The organism is Mycobacterium sp., assembly GCF_025965855.1.
Classification (GTDB): Bacteria; Actinomycetota; Actinomycetes; order Mycobacteriales; family Mycobacteriaceae; genus Mycobacterium.
Genome location: NZ_JAOPWB010000116.1, coordinates 19,611 through 37,466, shown reverse-complemented (window position 1 = coordinate 37,466; position 17,856 = coordinate 19,611). Strand labels below are relative to the sequence as shown.

At 65.2% G+C, this 17,856-nt stretch carries 10 protein-coding genes and 1 tRNA gene; 5 read left to right on the top strand and 6 right to left on the bottom strand.

Annotated features, from left to right (window positions below; genetic code table 11):
* Nucleotides 1–46 precede the first annotated feature (46 nt).
* Together JWP83_RS09025 and JWP83_RS09020 are read left to right on the top strand one after the other, a co-directional pair.
* The gene (locus JWP83_RS09025) at nt 47–667 is read left to right on the top strand and encodes a restriction endonuclease (protein WP_297728930.1); all 621 of its coding nucleotides are present in this window, start codon (nt 47–49) and stop codon (nt 665–667) included.
* A gap of 518 nt (nt 668–1,185) precedes the next feature.
* On the top strand, nt 1,186–1,791 hold the full coding sequence (locus tag JWP83_RS09020) for a recombinase family protein (protein ID WP_297728927.1): 606 nt from the start codon (nt 1,186–1,188) through the stop codon (nt 1,789–1,791).
* 44 nt (nt 1,792–1,835) lie between these two features.
* Here the strand turns inward: JWP83_RS09020 and JWP83_RS09015 are convergent, their stop codons facing one another.
* Nucleotides 1,836–4,505: an adenylate/guanylate cyclase domain-containing protein gene (locus tag JWP83_RS09015; RefSeq protein ID WP_297728924.1), complete on the bottom strand. Its 2,670-nt coding sequence runs from the start codon at nt 4,503–4,505 to the stop codon at nt 1,836–1,838.
* Nucleotides 4,506–4,712: 207 nt separating this feature from the next.
* Here JWP83_RS09015 and JWP83_RS09010 point away from each other — a divergent pair, with 207 nt between their 5' ends.
* Entirely contained in the window at nt 4,713–7,889 is a 3,177-nt protein-coding gene (locus JWP83_RS09010) for an adenylate/guanylate cyclase domain-containing protein (protein ID WP_297728922.1), read from the top strand.
* A 791-nt stretch (nt 7,890–8,680) separates the two neighbouring features.
* Here the strand turns inward: JWP83_RS09010 and JWP83_RS09005 are convergent.
* Nucleotides 8,681–8,803, bottom strand: a complete 123-nt coding sequence (locus tag JWP83_RS09005; RefSeq protein WP_297728920.1) for a hypothetical protein — start codon at nt 8,801–8,803, stop codon at nt 8,681–8,683.
* A 2,294-nt stretch (nt 8,804–11,097) separates the two neighbouring features.
* On the opposite strand from JWP83_RS09005, the gene JWP83_RS09000 reads away from it, so the two are divergent.
* Nucleotides 11,098–12,294, top strand: a complete 1,197-nt coding sequence (locus tag JWP83_RS09000) for a site-specific integrase (protein ID WP_297728918.1) — start codon at nt 11,098–11,100, stop codon at nt 12,292–12,294.
* Nucleotides 12,295–12,328: 34 nt separating this feature from the next.
* Here the strand turns inward: JWP83_RS09000 and JWP83_RS08995 are convergent.
* The 4 genes from JWP83_RS08995 to ponA2 form a co-directional block, all read right to left on the bottom strand.
* Nucleotides 12,329–12,402 (bottom strand) — tRNA-Pro (locus JWP83_RS08995).
* Nucleotides 12,403–12,455: 53 nt separating this feature from the next.
* Entirely contained in the window at nt 12,456–13,577 is a 1,122-nt protein-coding gene (locus JWP83_RS08990) for a PLP-dependent cysteine synthase family protein (protein ID WP_297728914.1), read from the bottom strand.
* Nucleotides 13,574–14,533 (bottom strand): metallophosphoesterase, encoded by a 960-nt coding sequence (locus JWP83_RS08985; RefSeq protein ID WP_297728911.1) that lies wholly within the window; start codon nt 14,531–14,533, stop codon nt 13,574–13,576. Before JWP83_RS08985 ends, JWP83_RS08990 begins: the two co-directional genes overlap by 4 nt.
* Nucleotides 14,534–14,627: 94 nt before the next feature.
* Nucleotides 14,628–17,054, bottom strand: coding sequence for a transglycosylase/D,D-transpeptidase PonA2 (ponA2, locus tag JWP83_RS08980; protein ID WP_297728908.1), 2,427 nt, complete (start codon nt 17,052–17,054; stop codon nt 14,628–14,630).
* A 361-nt stretch (nt 17,055–17,415) separates the two neighbouring features.
* On the opposite strand from ponA2, the gene JWP83_RS08975 reads away from it, so the two are divergent.
* Entirely contained in the window at nt 17,416–17,766 is a 351-nt protein-coding gene (locus JWP83_RS08975) for a WhiB family transcriptional regulator (protein ID WP_297728905.1), read from the top strand.
* The last annotated feature ends 90 nt before the right edge of the window (nt 17,767–17,856 follow it).

The window sequence follows — 17,856 nt, the reverse complement described above, 5'->3', positions numbered from 1 at the left end:
CATCCACTAGGTTCATCGACGAGTCCGCGTCGGCACTTGAGGAGTCATGGAAAAGCTATTCGGGTCCCTCCTGGTGTTCGGGTTCGCTCTCCCTTGGTATTTCACTCAACAAGCCACGGGCAGCGTGCTAGCCGGATTTTGGGCCGGGCTGGGCGGCCTCGTCCTGGCGGTGCTCATTCTGTGGTGGCTTTCCGTGCGACGCGACCGCTGGCGCGTCTTTCTGCAGCGACGACGTGATCTCAAGTGTGCGTCGTCCGGTATGGCCGCGATCGATCAGATGTCGGGTAGCGAGTTCGAAGAATTCGTTGCGGCACAGCTTCGAATGGCGGGTTGGAGCGTCACCCACACCGCGAGCACGGGTGATTACGGAGTCGACCTGGTCGCTAGGAAAGGCGGCAGCTCGATGGCGGTGCAATGCAAGAGGTTGGCCAAGGATGTCGGTGTGGCCGCGGTACAACAGGTGGTCTCGGGAGCGCTGCACCACGGTTGCAGCCGGACGGTCGTGGTGACGAATCAATCGTTCACCAAGGCGGCTCGCCAGTTGGCCGTCACCCATCGTTGCCGTCTCGTCGGCCGGGAACAACTGCAAATCTGGACAGGCGCCGCACCGGCCCCGGCGAGGCCCCAGACGCAGCGCCGGCGGCTGCTACCGGAGCTCGAAGCCTAGGCGGCCCAGCCAGTGAGTCGGGGTGGCGGGATTCGAACCCACGGCCTCTTCGTCCCGAACGACAGCGACCAGTGAAGATGGTTCACGTGGGCTAGTGGTGAAGATGATGGGAAAGTGGACGCGCAACCCGGTCCGCGCCACAGCACACTCAACGGTTACGCCAACCGATACTGCCGGTGCGATCGGTGCAAGGAGGCCAACCGGGTCCACCGTGCGGAATATATAAGACGCATCCGTGCCGCTGAGCAGTTCGTTGGAGCGCACTGCGGTGCTGCTGTACTCACGAGATTTCCTTTGTGGGTCTCGCGGCACGCGATCACACCTGCAACAGGTCTCGGCGTCAGCGTCCGCGCAGGCCGAAATGACTCATGTACGTCGTCGCAGAACTTTGGTAATGCGACAGGGCGGACGAGTGGTCAACGGGCAGACGGAAGCCCACGTCGGTTCGTCGCAAAAGTCGCCCCAAAAGCTTTGTCGCAATTCTTGCGCGTCTGAGACTTTTGAGACAGACTCATGCCATGCCCGCAACCGCTATCCCCACCACAGGTGCACAGCTCGGATACGCCCGTGTCAGCACCGGCCATCAGTCTCTGGACCAACAGCTCGACGCGCTCACCGCAGCGGGTGTCGAGCCGAACCGCGTCTATAGCGACAAGCTATCGGGAGCGTCCACGCGGGAACAGCGGATCGGCCTTGCGGCGCTCCTGGACTATGCCCGTCCCGGTGACGCCATCGTGGTGGCCGGAATTGACCGGTTGGGGCGCAACGCCGCTGAGGTCATGACCACGATTCGGGAGCTGGGTGAGCGGGACATCGTCCTAAGGTCCTTGAGGGAAGGCATCGACACGTCCAACGCCACGGGGCGCATGGTTGCCGGGGTGCTCGCCAGCCTGGCCGAACTAGAACTTGAACTTGGTCGCGAGCGCAGAGCAGCGGCGCGGGCGGCGCGTCGGGCGCGGGGGCAGCACATCGGACGGCCCAAGGCGCTGGACAAGTCGAAATCTGCTCTGGCGCTGCGGATGCACGCCAGCGGTGAGTCGGCAAGCACGATTGCGGCGACGCTCGGAGTAAGTCGGGCAACGGTATACCGAGTCTTGGCCGAACAGACTGCTGAAGGCGATTGAGAACATGCTGCGCCGCAGTCGCGTTGGGCACGCGACTCGCCAACTCAACTAGGGTGTTCGAGTTCTGTTCGGGCCTGGTCGATTTGGTCGTAGGCGTAGGTCACCATGGCGGCGGTGGTCATCGTCTCGCCCTTGCGGGCGAGCGATTCGTAGGTCGCCTCGCCGAGGACATCGCGCAAGTGGGTGATCGCGGTGGTGATTTCGGGGACCCCCGTTGCGGCGAGGGGACTGTGCGCCAAGCCGGCGATGGTGGCCGCCGGTTCGTAGCGTCCGAGGCGGTCGAAAAGAACGGCGAGGACGGCCAGCGGGAAGCGGATCGTCGTGGTGTTGCCCGAATTGTGGTAGTTGCGGATTGCCAGCGTGAGGTGATCGAATGCGGACACGGTGCCGCCCTGTTCGGCTTCGAGTAGGGCCAGAGTGTTCGCCAGGGCTGACGCGCGGGAGCGGTTGCCGCTGTCTTGAGCGATCACCAGACCCCGGCCGAGGGCGTTAAGCGCCCCGACGGGATCCGCGTCACGGAAAGCGACACCGTAGGCCCAGAGCGCCGTCGCGAGCAAGTGCGGGTTGCCTGTTGCCTCTGCAGCCTCGATTAGGCCATCCGCGGAATCCATCGCCTCCCCACCGGAACCGGCCACTGCAAGGGCGATAACCAGAAATGCCCGGATGTGGACGGGGGTGTCGCGGCGGCGTGCGAGCTGGGCGCGGCACAACTCGGCCCACCGCTCGGGCTGCCCGATGGCTAGGTAGACAGCTCCAAGCACGGCTTCAATACCGTACGGCGGCGCCTCGCGGCTCCGGCCGAGAACAATCTGGCCGGCGTCGCTGTAGCCGACCGCCGCCTCGATCCGTCCGGTCAAGTAGCACAACGACGCAATCACATACAGGAACGCCAGCCGGGGATGATCGACCGCGCGGGCGGACTCGATGAGTTCTTCGGCCCAGGCGATCGGCTCAAAGGTTTGGACACACGCGCCGAGCCACCCCACATAGGTGGCGATGGGGGCGGCGACATCCAGATCACCGTGGTCGGCGGCCCACCGAAACGTGGTGCGCAGATTGGCCAGCTCGAGAGTGAACCAGTCGTAGGCCTCCCGCTGGCGGGGGCTGTCCCACAAGGCCAGGATGTCGGCTTCGCGTCTGGCGAAGTAGCGCGAGTGGGCGGCCCGAATCTCGGATGCTTCACCACGGGCGACCAGTTGTTCCTCGGCGAACTGGCGGATCGTCTCCAGCATCGAAAACCGGGTCCGCCCCGAAGACCGGTCGGCCACCAGCAGCGACTTGCGCACCAGGGCATCGAGCAGATCCAGGGTGGCGAAGTCATCATCAGAACCCATCACGGCGCAGGCGCTTTCGAGGTCGAACCCACCGGCGAACACCGAACACCGCTCCAGCAGCGCCTTCTCCGCGTCATCGAGGTGGTCATAGGACCACGCCACCGCGTGGCGCAGTGTTTGGTGGCGTTCCAATCCGCGCCGCGACCCGACCAGCAACCGGAACCGCTGATCGAGACGATCACGCACCTCACTGGCGGTCATCGACGCCATCCGCGAGGCGGCCAGTTCGATGGCCAAGGGGATCCCGTCGAGGCGCTGACAAATCTCGGTGACTGCGGCGGCTTCGTCGCCGTCGCCCATTGCGAAGCTCGGCGCAATGCCTTGAGCGCGTTCGACGAACAGGCTCACCGCCGCACAGTCGATTCCCGCTGCCGCGTCCAGAGAGCGCACCGGCCACACCTGCTCTTCGGGGACTCCGAGTCCTTCGCGGCTGGTGGCGAGGATTAGTACAGTCGCCGAGTGCGCGAGTATGGCTTCGATCAGGTCGGCGGCTGCGTCGAGAACGTGCTCGCAGTTGTCGATCACCAACAGCCGGACCCGGCCCTCTAACGCAGCAGCCACGGATTCGCTCACGCTCTTCCCTGGTTGTTGAGTGATGCCCAGCACGGCCGCCACCGCGTCGGGCACGGCCGCCGGATCGGTGACCGCAGCGAGCTCGAAAAACCAAACACCGTCGGGGTATTCATCGACCAGCCGCGCCGCGACCTCGACCGCCAGGCGGGTCTTGCCGACCCCACCAACCCCGGTCAACGTCACCAACCGATGAGCCTTCACCGCCGCTTGCAGCTCGGCGACCTCCGACTCGCGCCCGATGAAGCTCGTGGTCTGAGGCCGCAGGTTCCCTGGACTAGCATCCGGCGCCCGCAACGCGGGAAACTCTGTCTGCAGGCCCGGCGCTCGGACCTGAAACACCCCGACCGGAGTGGGCAGATCCCGCAACCGTCGCGGCCCCAGATCCACCAGATCCACCCCGCTGAGCAGACTCGCGGTCGACTCGGCCAAAAGGATCTGACCGCCGTGCCCAGCAGCCATCACCCGCGCCGCACGATTCAATACCACACCGAAGTAGTCGGCCTCCCGTAGCTCAGCTTCCCCGGTCGCGATGCCCATCCGTACCGGCAACTCCAGCGCCCGTTGGGCAGCCACCGCCGCATCCACCGCTGACCTGGGCGAGGCGAACGCGGCGCACACACCGTCCCCGGTGTGCTTGAACAGGAAACCGCCGTGCGCCTCGATGGCCGCACGCAACACCTCGTCATGCGCGGCCAGCGCCACCCGCATTTCATGGGCGTCGGCCTCCCACCGACGCGTCGAACCCTCAACATCGGTGAGCAAGAACGTCACCACCCCCGAAGGAGCAGCCGCCGCAGGAGCGGACACCCCTGCAGAATCTCACAACAGACACGCTCCTACCTCGCGGATCGGCGGAATCCGGCCCCCGGACACCAACGCCCCGAGGCACGGCGCAGCGCGTTACCCGCAAGGGATCGCACCGGCGATAAGGCACATGTTGGCTGGCGAGAGGTGACACGATGTTGGCGTGAGCGATGCTCATGACGGCGTTGGGGCCATATTGACGGCGACGGCATGACCGCGACCGGGTTCCGGTGCGGGTCGTGTGGCACGGAGCTGCCGCCGGACTCACGGTTCTGCAACAAGTGCGGCGCGCCGATCACGCCAGCCGCTACATCGGCGGAGTACAAGCAAGTGACGGTGCTGTTCGCCGATGTTGTTCATTCGATGGACATCGCCGCGACCGTCGGGACGGAGCGGCTGCGTGAGATCATGGCCGACCTGGCCGACCGCTGCGCCGCAGTTGTAGGGCGTTACGGCGGCACGGTTGACAAGTTCACCGGCGACGGGATCATGGCGGTGTTCGGTGCGCCGGTGGCGTTGGAGGACCACGCCGTTCGCGCATGTCTGGCGGCCTTGGGCGTTCAGGAGGAGGCGCAGCGGCTTGCCGTCGAGGTCCGAGAGCGCGACGGTGTGGATCTCCAGTTGCGGGTGGGAGTTAACTCCGGTCAGGTCATCGCCGGTGAAATCGGTTCGGGGTCTTTCGGTTACACCGCGATTGGTGAGCAGGTCGGCATGGCGCAGCGGATGGAGTCGGTGGCTCCAGCTGGTGGGGTGATGCTCAGCGCGTCGACAGCGCGACTTGTTGAGGGCACCGCGAGTCTCGGCGAATCGGAGCTGGTTGAGATCAAGGGTGCCGACGCGCCGGTGCCCGCCCGTCGGCTGTTGGGCATGGACGAACAGCACCGGCGCGCGAGGCGTGCTGAGTCGACTCTGGTGGGTCGACGGTGGGAGATGTCCGCCGTTGACGGCTTGCTGGAGCGCGCAATCGATGGCCACGGCGCGGTGGTGGGCGTCGTCGGGCCGCCTGGTATCGGGAAAAGCCGTCTGGTGCGCGAGCTTTCGTCGATGGCATCTGCGCGTGGTGTCGAGGTGTTCACTACCTTCTGCGAGTCGCACACCAACCGGATTCCCTTCCACGCCATCGCTCGGCTCTTGCGGGTGGCGTTCGGAGTTGAGGGTCTCGAAACGCGGGTCGCCCGCGATGGATTGCGCGACCGGATCGCTGACGCAGACCCCGAGGACTTGCTGCTGCTCCATGACCTGCTGGGCATCGCCGATCCCGAGGTGGAGCTGCCGAAGGTCGACCCGGATGCGCGGCGGCGGCGGTTGACGGCGCTGGTCAATGCCGCGTCGCTGGCCCGCACCGAACCGGCGGTCTTTGTTATCGAGGACGCGCACTGGATTGACGAGGTCAGCGAGTCGATGCTGGCGGGGTTCCTCACGGTGATCCCGCAGACGCCCTCGCTGGTGTTGGTCACCTACCGACCCGAATATCAGGGCGCGCTGACCCGAGTGGTAGATGCCCACACCGTTGCCCTTGCCCCCCTGAGCGATTCAGAAACCGCGGCACTGGTCGCGGGGCTGCTCGGTCCGGACCCCTCGGTTGGTGTGCTGGGCCAGAAGATCGCCGAGAGGGCGGCTGGTAATCCGTTCTTCGCCGAGGAGATGGTGCGCGAACTGGCTGGGCGCGGTGTGCTGCGCGGGGAGCGCGGCGGCTACGTGTCGGCGGCGGAGGTTGGCGAGGTGAGCGTGCCTGCCACCTTGCAGGCGACTATCGCTGCGCGCATCGACCGACTCGACGCAAAAGCCAAGCGCACGCTGAGCGCAGCGGCGGTGCTCGGCGCGCGATTCACCCTCGACCTGTTGACCGCGCTGGGGGTTGAAGCTGTCGTTGATGATCTGCTGGCCGCTCAGCTCATCGATCAGGTCCGCTTCACCCGGCAACCGGAGTACGTGTTTCACCACCCGCTGATCCGCACGGTGGCCTACGAATCCCAGCTCAAGTCGGATCGCGCCGAGCTGCATCGGCGCGTCGCGACCGCCATCGAATCACGAGACCAGGCAGCGGCTGATGAGAACGCCGCCTTGATCGCCGAGCATCTGGAGGCCGCCGGTGACCTGCGCGCCGCCTACGGCTGGCAGATGCGGGCCGCAACCTGGGCGACCAACCGTGACATCGCCGCGGCGCGACTGAGCTGGGAGCGTGCCATACGGATCGCCGACGCAGTACCCGCCGATGACTCGAACCGAACAGCGATGCGCATCGCCCCGCGCACCATGTTGTGCGCGAACGCCTGGCGAGTCCATATGAACGTTGCCGGTGCCCAGTTCGATGAATTGCGGAAGTTGTGCACCGCCGCCGGGGACAAGGCGTCACTGGCCATCGCCATGGCGGGGCTGGTGATGGATCACCTGTATCAGGCTCGGATGCGCGACGCGTCGCAGCTGGCATCCGAGGCCATGGCCCTCATCGACTCGGTCGGCGATCCGACCTTGACGGTGGGGCTCTCCTTCGCGCCGATCTACGCCAAGGCTGAGAGCGCCGAATGGTGCGACGTGCTGCGCTGGTCACAGGCGGTCATCGACCTGGCCGACGGTGACCCCTCAAAGGGCAACTTCATTTTCGGGTCTCCGTTAGCGGTCGCCCTTATGCAGCGGGCTGTTGCCGGTTATTGCCTGGGTCGTCCGGGATGGCGCGACGACCAGCGGCACGGCCTGGCGATGGCGTGCAGCGCCGACCCCCTGACCTACGCTGGGGTCGTCGGCTACGTCTACTTCGTAGGGGTATCCTCTGGCGTTCTGAGTCCTGACGATTCCGCGGTGCGCGAGATCGAGGATGCGTTACAGATCGCGGAACGATCCAGTGATGACGTCGCGGTGGCCTTGGCTCGGATGGCGCTGGGCGTTGCGTTGGTGCACCGCCACACGGATGCGGAGCGTGACCGCGGACAGACGCTCCTGGCCGAGGTCGGCGACGTGTTCCTGCGCCGCGGATACCTGCTGTGCGATTTGCCGCTCGTCGAGGTGTACGTGGCGCGTGAGCGGGCTCGGCGTGGAGATCGCGATGACGCCATACCGCTCATGCGCGCTGCGGTCGACGATCTGTTCCGCGAGGGACGGCTGCTGGTCTGGGGCGTTCCTGCGACGGGTGTTCTGGTGGAGACACTGCTCGAACGCGGGGCCGAGAGTGACGTGGCTGAAGCGGAAGCCGCGGTCGAGCGATTCCTGGCCGCGCCTGCCGAAGAGGGTCTAGTGATGCGTGACATCTGGCTGCTGCGACTCCGTGCTCTACTGGCGCGGGCTCACGGTGACGGTGCCCGCTATCGCGAATACCGGGATCGCTACCGCGGCATGGCGAGAACACTTGGCTACGAAGGGCATATCGCCTGGGCCGAGGCGATGCCATGACGGCGGTCGGCCATTGCGGGCCGCCGGGAGCCACGCTGAGCCACTAAGCCCGCTCCAGTGGTGCCCAATGATGCTCAACACGACACGGAACCGCTGAGACGCGATATGCCCTCGGCCGCAACGAGTCTCGGCGCGTGCCGCTGTGCCAGTTGTGCCACGCGCCAGCACTGGCACAGCGCAGGGGCGACGGGCCACAGTAGACCCCGTCTAGCGAACGTGGCTCACCTGCGCCGACGCGTAGTCCGTCAAGAGAAGCCTCGCGAGCCAGGGCGGACGGTCGCCGTTCTCCGACAGTGACCGGTCAGCTATCGCAGGCTGGTTGTTACCAGGTTGATGCCATCGCCGCAGGTCAACGCGCTGCCGTGGTTGGGTGGGGGGACCCTCCGCGCCGAACGCGCCGGACACCCCAGGCAAATCAGCGCCTCTCTCCCCGGCGGAAATCCGGTCGAGACTTACATTTGCAATTTCAAGCCCCAGTTGTACCAGTTGTGCCACGGCGGCGGGATGGCACAACTGCACAACGGTTTACGGAGCGCGGCTAGTCGCTACCTGAGTCCAGCAGACAGTTCAATTCGTGTTCGATGAGAGCCGCCGAGAGCCAGTCACCACACTCTCGGGCCTGCCGTAGCTGCGCCAGGAGCGCCTGAAGATCTTCCAACTTAGCTCCTAACGCTAATCATCGCCAGGCTGGTCGTCCGCTACCGGCTTATCCCGCAGCCCCTCGTCGTTGTGCAAGCCCTTCAGCTTGTAGCGAGCGACCGCCAGACCGAAAATCACGGTGGCGCTTAGTATCAGCATCGGGTGTCGTCGCGCAGCTTTTGCGCCGCTAAGCGACGCTCCCACTCGTCCGCGATGCGGACTTCCCACCGGAAGTATCGCCACCTGGACCACCGGTCGATAATTTTGTCGAGCATGCTTCTCCTTGGGTTCTCCGGTGGCCCGTCGCGACGAGGATGGCGTCAGAAAACGGGCCACCAGAGGGTTGTTCCGGTGGCCCAAGGTTGGGGTGATTGTGTGAGCAAACGCCAGCTCGCGGACCACCGGAATACCGCCAGGATGGCTTGCCCGCCACGCGCAGGCATTGGGGCCAGCCGCAATCCTCCACTACCTGCTCGCAGGAAATGGGCACCGAATCTGCCATGGTTCCCACAGATCCAGACATGAAGTATGGCCAAACCCCATACGGAGTCGGGGGTTTCGTCTGTCAGGCGGCCAGCACAGCGCCGGGAATCGATGCTTAGTTGGCGCCGTCGTCCCTGGTACGGCTACCGGCCCGTGGCTTCCTTGTGCAACGCTGTGCACAAGCCGAGAACGTCGACCATGATGTCCCTGTCGAACGTTGTTGTCCTCGACGATGTATCCGTCTCGGCGGTGCGGCGATGCGGCGGAGGAAACGGCCCCCAAACGATGACGTTCGGCGCGTAATCCGGGATGTACTCCGCACCGATAGGCGACCATCGCTGTAGTGATCAGGGTTGGCGGTGTACTCGGCGATCATTGCGTGCACAGCGGTTTCCAGACCGCCGGCATGGGTCTGGTTTCGGGAGTACAGCCAGAGGAGATCGTCGAGCAGCTCGTTGAGAGTAGCCGAGTCGGTGTTGGTGTTGGTGGTCATGAGCTACTTCTTTCTCCTAGTTGGGGACTCTGGTTTACGTCCCGGCGGGACGCACGCCGCGACACCGCAGCGAAGCGTGTCGACTGTCTGTGTTGAGTGGTGTAGTGGGCGTAGCTGATTCATCGGGCCGCCGATCTTCATCGGGCCACACTCGACGCGGCACCCTTTCCAGAGATATATGTAGACCCCCGCGCCCCCTCTTGGGGGAGGGGGGTAGATACATTTCTGGAAACACTGTCGTGGCTTTAGTTCCGTCTCTAAGTGAGTAGTGCCAGCGGGTACGCTCGTCTCCGCTTCTGTTGCTGTAGGGCTTCTCGCTGAGAGTGACCAACTTCAGGATGTGCAACGCTTGCAGCTCGCGGTCAATCGTGTTGTCCGGCTTGTCGAGCCGCTTGCGCACGTCGCCCGGCGTCGAATCCGGATGGGCCGTCAAGTCCTTTAGGATCTCTAGCCGTAGTGGTGGCATCGAGTCACGGGCGCAGCGGATCGCGAGACGCATTGCGTCGGCCCGGTCCATCCCGATTGCTACAGCACCGCGCACGATCTGTGTGAGTTGCTTGACGAATCGTGTCGGCATCTCAGCACGTGGGCATACGTAACGTTGCCTTGCCGGTCACGTTCGACAGCAGTACGGACGAGTGTGACCAGATCGGCGGCAGCTAGCAGGGCCTCACCCTCGTGGTGATCTAGGCAGATCGCCTTCGTGTCGACGCCATCTAGGACAACCTTGACGGCTGCGCCTAGCTCTCGTCTCATCTCGATCTCGCTGCCCGTGTTTGCAACAGCTTGCCGCCCTCCTGCGATTCTGTTGTGCGACGAATCGAGCCGGAGTAGAACGAAGCGATCACCCATCGCTGAGACGGCGGTATGTGCGCTGTCCCATGCCGTTGTCACTGCGCCAATCAGCGCGATTCTTCCGTACCACTCGAGACTGCGACCCCCGTCAGCGCCCAGTGTGCGCGTCCAATGGCCGTCGTAGATCTCCCGCAGCGCGGCGAGAACCGAGGGGGGTGCGCTAGGCGGCAGGGAGAGGATCGAGGTGAAGTCCTTGAGTACGAGTACACCGCTGTCCCCGATGACTCTTAGCAAGCCGCCTGTGGCGTCGGATGACCGCTCGCCCATGCTGGTGCCACTCAATAGAGCAGCTTCCTTGGAAGAAGTTCCACTCATCCACCCATGTCGCTTCGGATGGTGCCGGGATGTGTGCGAGTTCGTGCACAGCACACCGCCTTTGGCAGTTGCCGTCTCCTGTACGGCCATCCATGCAAGAACGTCTGAACGCCAGTACCGGACGTAGCGTCCGCATTTCCAGCTTTTTGGTCCGATGCCGTTGGCTCGGTACCAGCGGTAGGTGGCGACGCTATGCCCAGTGAGCTTGGTGGCGTCCTTGATGCTGAGAAGTTCGTCGTCTGGTCTTGTTGTGCGGGACATGTTCCTCCGTATATCGCTACAGCTGTTGGGAGTCAGCTGCTTTCAACTCCTGCACCCAAAGTGAATCACGTCCCGTTTCACGCACTTCAGAATAATCTCCGGCCTTCGGCACATGCCAAAATTCCCGTTCCACGTCCGCACGCGCACCTTATGATCCGAGCCATGGGTCAACAACGAGGACAGCGCCAAGGGGTTGAGAACCTGTGGGTCAGCCGCTCCGGTAAGCGGACCGAGCTGCATGGCAAGGGGAATCAGTGGCGAGCATGCTACGTCGACAGCAACGGCAAAGAGCGCACCCGGCGGTTCAAGTACAAGGCCGACGCCAAGGGGTGGCTCGACCAGATTACCCGTAGCGGAGCAGACATTGCGCCCCCCGTGACGGGTATCTGGACTGTGGCGCAGCAGTTTTCGCAATGGGTCCGAAAGGCGGACATCGCCGAGACCACAAGAGCTACAAGGCAACACACGTGGCGGGCGCACGTTTCCGACAAGTGGGGTGAGCTGCAGGTGACGAAGGTGGCCCCGCCGGATGTCAAGGCGTGGGGGGTAGCCGACCTGGTCGACGCGGGAACTGGGGTGCCGACTATCGAGAACGCCCTTGGCATTCTCCGGATGGTTCTCAAGGACGCAGTGGACGACGGGCGGTTAGTCCGCAACCCGTGCGACGGCATCAACGCTCCCAGACGGCAGCACAGGGCAAGGCCGTACCTCACTCACCGCCAGGTCGAGCAGCTAGCTATGGCCGCCGGTGAAGTCGACGGCTTGGTGGTACGCCTGCTGGCCTACACCGGCCTGCGTTGGGGAGAACTTGCGGCTCTCACGGTTGAGTCTGTTGACATGCTTCGCCGTCGTCTTCAAATCAAGTCAGCGGTGGCCGAGGCTGATGGCCGCCTGGACTGGAAGTCACCCAAAGACCACGAGCGCCGCTCGGTCCCCTTCCCGGCGTTTCTAGCGGACGAGTTGAGCCAGCGCATGCTTGGCAAGCGACGCGAGGACTTGGTTTTCTCGGCGTCAAGCGGTGGCCCGCTCCGGGTGTCTCACTGGCGACCCCGTGTGTTCAACGTGGCCCGGGACTCTCTAAAAGACTTCCCGAAGGTGACACCGAACGACCTGAGACACACGGCCGCGAGCTTGGCGGTGTCGGCGGGCGGCAATGTCCTTGCGATTGCAAGGATGCTTGGCCACGAAGACCCAAGTCTCACGTTGCGAACGTACGCTGACCTATTCGACTCAGACCTAGATGCGTTGGCTGATGTGCTGGACCAGCACCGCACGGCGGCGCTGCAGCCATCAACTGCCAACAGCGACAGTGAAACTGACGGAGAAAACGTACCCGGTACGCTGCAGCAAACTGCCTAGCACCTTCTGTAAGCCTGTTACCAGGCTCTTTGAGTCGGGGTGGCGGGATTCGAACCCACGGCCTCTTCGTCCCGAACGAAGCGCGCTACCAAGCTGCGCCACACCCCGCTTGAAGCCACGACAGCGTATCGCACCGGCCCGTCGACTCGCCAAACCGCTGGCTATTGGCCGGACCACGTGCAGCTGCGTTCGAATTCGACCAGGGACTCGGCGGCACCCGCCGGATCGAGCCCCTGCGCGCTGACCCACTCGTCGCTGAAATACGTGTCGGCGTAGCGGTCGCCGCTGTCGGCGAGCAGGGTGACCACCGACCCGCCGCGGCCGTCGGAAATTATCTCGGCGAGCAGGCCGAACGCGCCCCACAGGTTGGTGCCGGTCGACGGCCCCACCCGGCGTCCCAGGACGGCGCTGACGTGGCGCGCGGCGGCGATCGACGCGGCGTCGGGGACGGCGACCATGCGGTCGACGACGCCGGGCAGAAACGACGGCTCGACCCGCGGCCGGCCGATGCCCTCGATCCGTGAGGAGGTGGACATCACGACGTCGTAGCGGTCCTCGGCGAAGGCGGGAAAGAACGCGGAGTTCTCCGTGTCGACGACGCACAACCGGGTCGCGTGCCGTCGGTAGCGGATGTAACGGCCGATCGTCGCGCTGGTCCCGCCGGTGCCCGCGCCGACCACGATCCACTCCGGGATGGGGAACTTCTCGTCGCGCAGCTGCTCGTAGATCGACTCGGCGATGTTGTTGTTGCCGCGCCAGTCGGTGGCGCGTTCGGCGTTGGTGAACTGGTCCAGGTAATGCCCGCCGGTCTCCTGGGCGACGCGCTCGGCCTCGGCGTACACCTGGCTCGAGTCCGTCACGAAATGGCAACGGCCGCCTTGTGATTCGATCAGCGCGACCTTGGCGGCGCTGGTCGACGCCGGCATCACGGCGACGAACGGCAGCCCCAGCAGCTCCGCGAAGTAGGCCTCCGACACCGCCGTCGAACCCGACGATGCCTCGACGACCGTGGTGCCTTCGCCGATCCACCCGTTGCACAGCGCGTACAGGAACAACGAGCGCGCGAGCCGGTGCTTGAGGCTGCCGGTGATATGCGTGCTCTCGTCCTTGAGGTACAGCGCGACTTGGGCACCTGGGCCGTCCCCACCCCAGGCCGACGGCAGGGGGTACCGCAGCAGGTGGGTGTCGGCGCTGCGCCGGGCGTCGGCCTGGATCAGCCGGATCGCATTGTCCGTCCAGCTGCGCGACAGGGTGCGGACCGCGATCCGGGTCCGGTCGCTCACCGCACCGAAGCGGTTGGCTGCGAACGGCTCAGGTCGTGGGTGGAATCGCGGTCGCCCATCGGGGCGGCGATCAGCGTCAGCAGGGTCGCCTCGGGCCGGCAGCAGAATCGCACGGGCGCGAAGGGTGAGGTGCCTATTCCGGCGGAGACATGCAACTGTGTGTTCGCTCCCCAACGCGACGGCCCCTTGGCCCGGGAGCGGTCCAGGCCGCAGTTGGTGACCAGGGCGCCGTAGAACGGCAGACACAGCTGCCCGCCGTGGGTGTGCCCGGCCATCACCAGCTGGTAGCCGTCGGCGGCGAAGCGATCCAGGACGCGCGGCTCCGGGGAGTGCGTCAAACCGAGCTTCAGGTTCGCGGCCGGGCCGGCCGGGCCCGCGATCGCGTCGTAACGGTCCCGGTCGATGTGCGGGTCGTCCACGCCCGCGGCGGCGATGTGCAGGCCGGCCACCTCGAACTCGCGGCGGGTGTGGGTGAGGTCGAGCCAGCCGCGCTCGGTGAACGCAGCTCGCAGGTCCTGCCAGGGCAGCGGCTCGCCGCGCACCCGGTGCGACGGGTTGGTCAGGTAGTTCAGCGGGTTCTTCACCCGCGGCCCGAAGTAGTCGTTGCTGCCGAAGACGAAGACACCCGGTCGCGACAGCAGGTCGCCCAGCGTCTGCACCACCGCGGGCACCGCCTTGGGGTGCGCCAGGTTGTCGCCGGTGTTGACGACCAGGTCCGGCTCCCAGGCGGCCAGCTCGCGCAGCCAGGCCTGTTTGCGGCGCTGCGTCGGCAGCATGTGGAGATCGCTGATATGCAGCACCCGCAGCGGCGTGGAGCCCGGTGTCAGGACGGGCATGGTTATCTCGCGCAGGACGAACGCATTGCGCTCGACGAGCGAGGCATAACCGATGCCGGCCAGGGTCGAGCCGAGCGCGACGGCGCCGGTGCGCATCAGCACGGGCAAAACATCAGCCATGCAGGCAGCCTACTGCCGGTTGCGGTCTCGCCGCGTATAGCTTGCGCCACAGTGCCGGAAAGAGATCCGGAAGAGATCCGGTGTGCCGCGCCGCCTATGGAGGCGGCGCTCCGGGCGGTGGCGGTGGCGCCAGGAGCGGAATCGTGATCGGCGGCAGACCGGGAATCTCGACCACCTGCGATCCAACTACTGGTGGTCCACCGTCGGGCGGCGGAGGCGGCGCCGGCGGGATGCCGTTGCTGACCTGGATCGTGATGATCGACCCCGGAATCGTCTGGCCGGCGGGCGATGTTCCGACCACCTCGCCCAGCTTTGCGCTGCTGTTGACGGAGTTGGTTTGGTCGGCGACCGGGAATCCCGCCTCTTTGATGCGCTGGCGGGCCGCGTCGACGTCCAGTCCGGTGACGGCCGGCACCCGGGAACCGGGGGAGCCTTCGACGTAGCGAGGGTCGGTCGGCGGCAGTTGCACCGGTCCGAAGCTGGTGGCGATCGGTTTCATCGCGGTGAACCAGGTGCGCGCCGGCTCGTTACCGCCGTACAGGTCTCCCTCGCCGCAGTGGCGCAGCGGGGCGGAGCACAAATCGGTCGGATTGGGCGAGTCGTCGTAGATGTAGTTGGCGGCCGCGTAGTGGCTCGTGAAACCTACGAAGCCGGACGAGCGGTGGGCTTCGGTGGTGCCGGTCTTACCCGACACCGGCAGGTCCCAACCGGCCGCGCCGGCCGAACCGGCCGCCGTGCCGCTGCCGAGCGCGTCCTTGCTCATCGCGTTGGCCATGGTGTTGGCCAAACCCTCGGGGACCACCTGATCGCAGGTCTCGGTGGTCACGGAGACCTCATTGCCGTTGCGGTCGATCAGCTTGTCGATCGGGTTCGGCGGACACCACACACCGCCGGAGGCCAGGGTGGCCGCGACATTGGACAACTCCAGCGCGTTCACCTCGATCGGGCCGAGGGTGAACGAACCGATGTTCTGGCGTTTGACGAAGTCGGCCAGGCTCTCGTTGCTGTCGCGGTTATAGTCGCGCGCGGTGCCGGGATCGGCGTAGGACCGCAGCCCGAGTTTGATCGCCATATCCACGGTGCGGGTGACACCGACCTGCTGGATCAGCTTGGCGAACGCGGTGTTGGGCGAGGTGGCCAGCGCGTCGGTCACGTTCATCGAGCCCCGGTAGTTACCCGCGTTGACGACGCACCAGGTGTCCTTCGGGCAGCCCTTGGCCCCGCCGCTTCCCATGCCCTTGGCCTGGAACCTGGGCGGCGCGTCGAGTGTGGCGTTGGTGCCCATGCCCATGTCTAGCGCGGCGGCCGTGGTGAAGATCTTGAAGACGGACCCCGCGCCGTCGCCGACCAGGGAGAACGGTTGCGGTCGCATCGTTTCGCCGGCGTCGAGGTTCAGGCCGTAGGTGCGGTTGCTGGCCATCGCCATCACATGGTGGGAGGTCTTGCCCGGCTCGATCACGCTCATCACGCTCGAAATGCCCGGCAGGGTCGGGCTGGCGAACTTGTCGATGGCGGCCTTGACCGGGATCTGCACGTCGGGGTCCAGCGTGGTGCGGATCAGGTAGCCGCCCTGGGCCACCTGTTCCTTACTGATTCCCGCGCGCGACAGGTACTCCTGCACGTAGTCGCAGAAGAAGGCGCGGTCGCCGGCCGCGATGCAGCCGCGGGGCAGCTCGTTGGGCTGGGGCAGTACGCCCAGCGGCGTGGCCTTGGCGGCGCGCAAGGCTTCGGCCTCCTGGGGCAGGTTCTCGATCATGGTGTCGAGGACCAAGTTCCGCCGGGCCAGGGCGCCGTCGGGGTTGGTGTACGGGTTGAGGGCGCTGGTCGACTGCACCATGCCCGCCAGCAGCGCCGCCTGCTGCCAGTTCAGGTCGGACGCGTTGATGCCGAAGTAGGTCTGCGCCGCGTCCTGCACCCCGAACGAGTTGTTACCGAACGAGACCAGGTTCAGGTAGCGGGTCAAGATCTCGGGCTTGGTGAAGGTTTTGTCCAGCGTGAGCGCCATCCGGATCTCACGAAGCTTGCGCGCCGGGGTGGTTTCCACGGCCGCGCGTTTCTCGGCATCGGTCTTCGCGGTCACCAGCAGCTGATAGTTCTTGATGTACTGCTGTTCGATGGTCGAGCCGCCGCGCGTGTCGACGTCGCCGGACGCGTAGCCGGCCAGCCCGGTCAGGGTGCCCTTCCAGTCCACTCCGTTGTGGTCGGCGAAGCGCTTGTCCTCAATCGAGACGATCGCCAGCTTCATGGTGTTGGCGATCTTGTCGGTGGGCACCTCGAAGCGGCGCTGCGAGTACAGCCACGCGATGACGTTGCCCTTCTTGTCGACCATCGTCGAGACCGCCGGCACCTCGCCCTGCGTCAGCTGGGCGGACCCGTTGGCGACGACCTCAGAGGCCCGATTGGACACCAGCCCGATGCCGCCCGCGAGCGGAAACATCAGGGCTGTGGCGACGACGCTGGCCAAGATACAGCACCCCATGAGCTTGAGAACCGTGAGAACGGCCGGGGGGCGGTCTGACATGCGTACTAGGGTAGCCGCCCCCGGGTCACCCGCTACGCCATGAGATTGAGCAAGCCGCTCCCATACCGTGACCAGCGAACTTACGATCGACGTTGGCAGAAAATTATCGCCTCCGTCACTGGTCAGCCATCAAGTTGAAGTGCGCGGTGCGCCGGTTGGGCTTATCCTTTTCGACAAGACTGCACGCTCGTCCCAAAAAAAGCGTTATGAGACTGTTGCGCAATTGCTACCTGACCACCTAACTTAGACAGACGGTGAGATTCAGATAACACCGATGTGCATGGTGTGGCGTAGATCGCAGCAGGGGTCTGCACCCGAGGAGGGCGGTCGCGACGAGCGGCCGGAAGGAAGGGAACAGCTCGTGTCAGGTTCACGGCCGGCCGCGCGTAGAACAAACATTGCGGCTGCACAAGGGGTACTGCACAGCGTTGACGCCGAAGAACGGATCACGTGGGTCTCGAAAGCACTGTGTCGGACCACTGACCCCGATGAACTGTTCGTTCGGGGGGCCGCCCAACGTAAGGCGGCGGTGATCTGCCGTCACTGCCCGGTGATGCAGGAGTGCGGGACGGACGCGTTGGACAACAAGGTCGAGTTCGGGGTGTGGGGCGGCATGACCGAGCGCCAGCGCAGGGCCCTGCTCAGGCAGCATCCCGAGGTCGTCTCCTGGTCGGACTATTTCGAAAAGCGCCGCGGCCGCAGCGTCGGGTGACTCCGGGGTATTAGGCACCCGTTCGGCTACGGCCGGGCAAGCATTCTGACGGTCTTGAAAATATCCGTTTTCATGATTACGTTTCCGTTA

Bases quoted from the DNA above. Each gene is read 5' to 3' on its own strand.
- ponA2 (WP_297728908.1), bottom strand. From the start codon at position 17,054: ATGTCAGACCGCCCCCCGGCCGTTCTCACGGTTCTCAAGCTCATGGGG.
- JWP83_RS09025 (WP_297728930.1), top strand. From the start codon at position 47: ATGGAAAAGCTATTCGGGTCCCTCCTGGTGTTCGGGTTCGCTCTCCCT.
- JWP83_RS08985 (WP_297728911.1), bottom strand. From the start codon at position 14,533: ATGGCTGATGTTTTGCCCGTGCTGATGCGCACCGGCGCCGTCGCGCTC.
- JWP83_RS09000 (WP_297728918.1), top strand. From the start codon at position 11,098: ATGGGTCAACAACGAGGACAGCGCCAAGGGGTTGAGAACCTGTGGGTC.
- JWP83_RS09020 (WP_297728927.1), top strand. From the start codon at position 1,186: ATGCCCGCAACCGCTATCCCCACCACAGGTGCACAGCTCGGATACGCC.
- JWP83_RS09005 (WP_297728920.1), bottom strand. From the start codon at position 8,803: ATGCTCGACAAAATTATCGACCGGTGGTCCAGGTGGCGATACTTCCGG.
- JWP83_RS09010 (WP_297728922.1), top strand. From the start codon at position 4,713: ATGACCGCGACCGGGTTCCGGTGCGGGTCGTGTGGCACGGAGCTGCCG.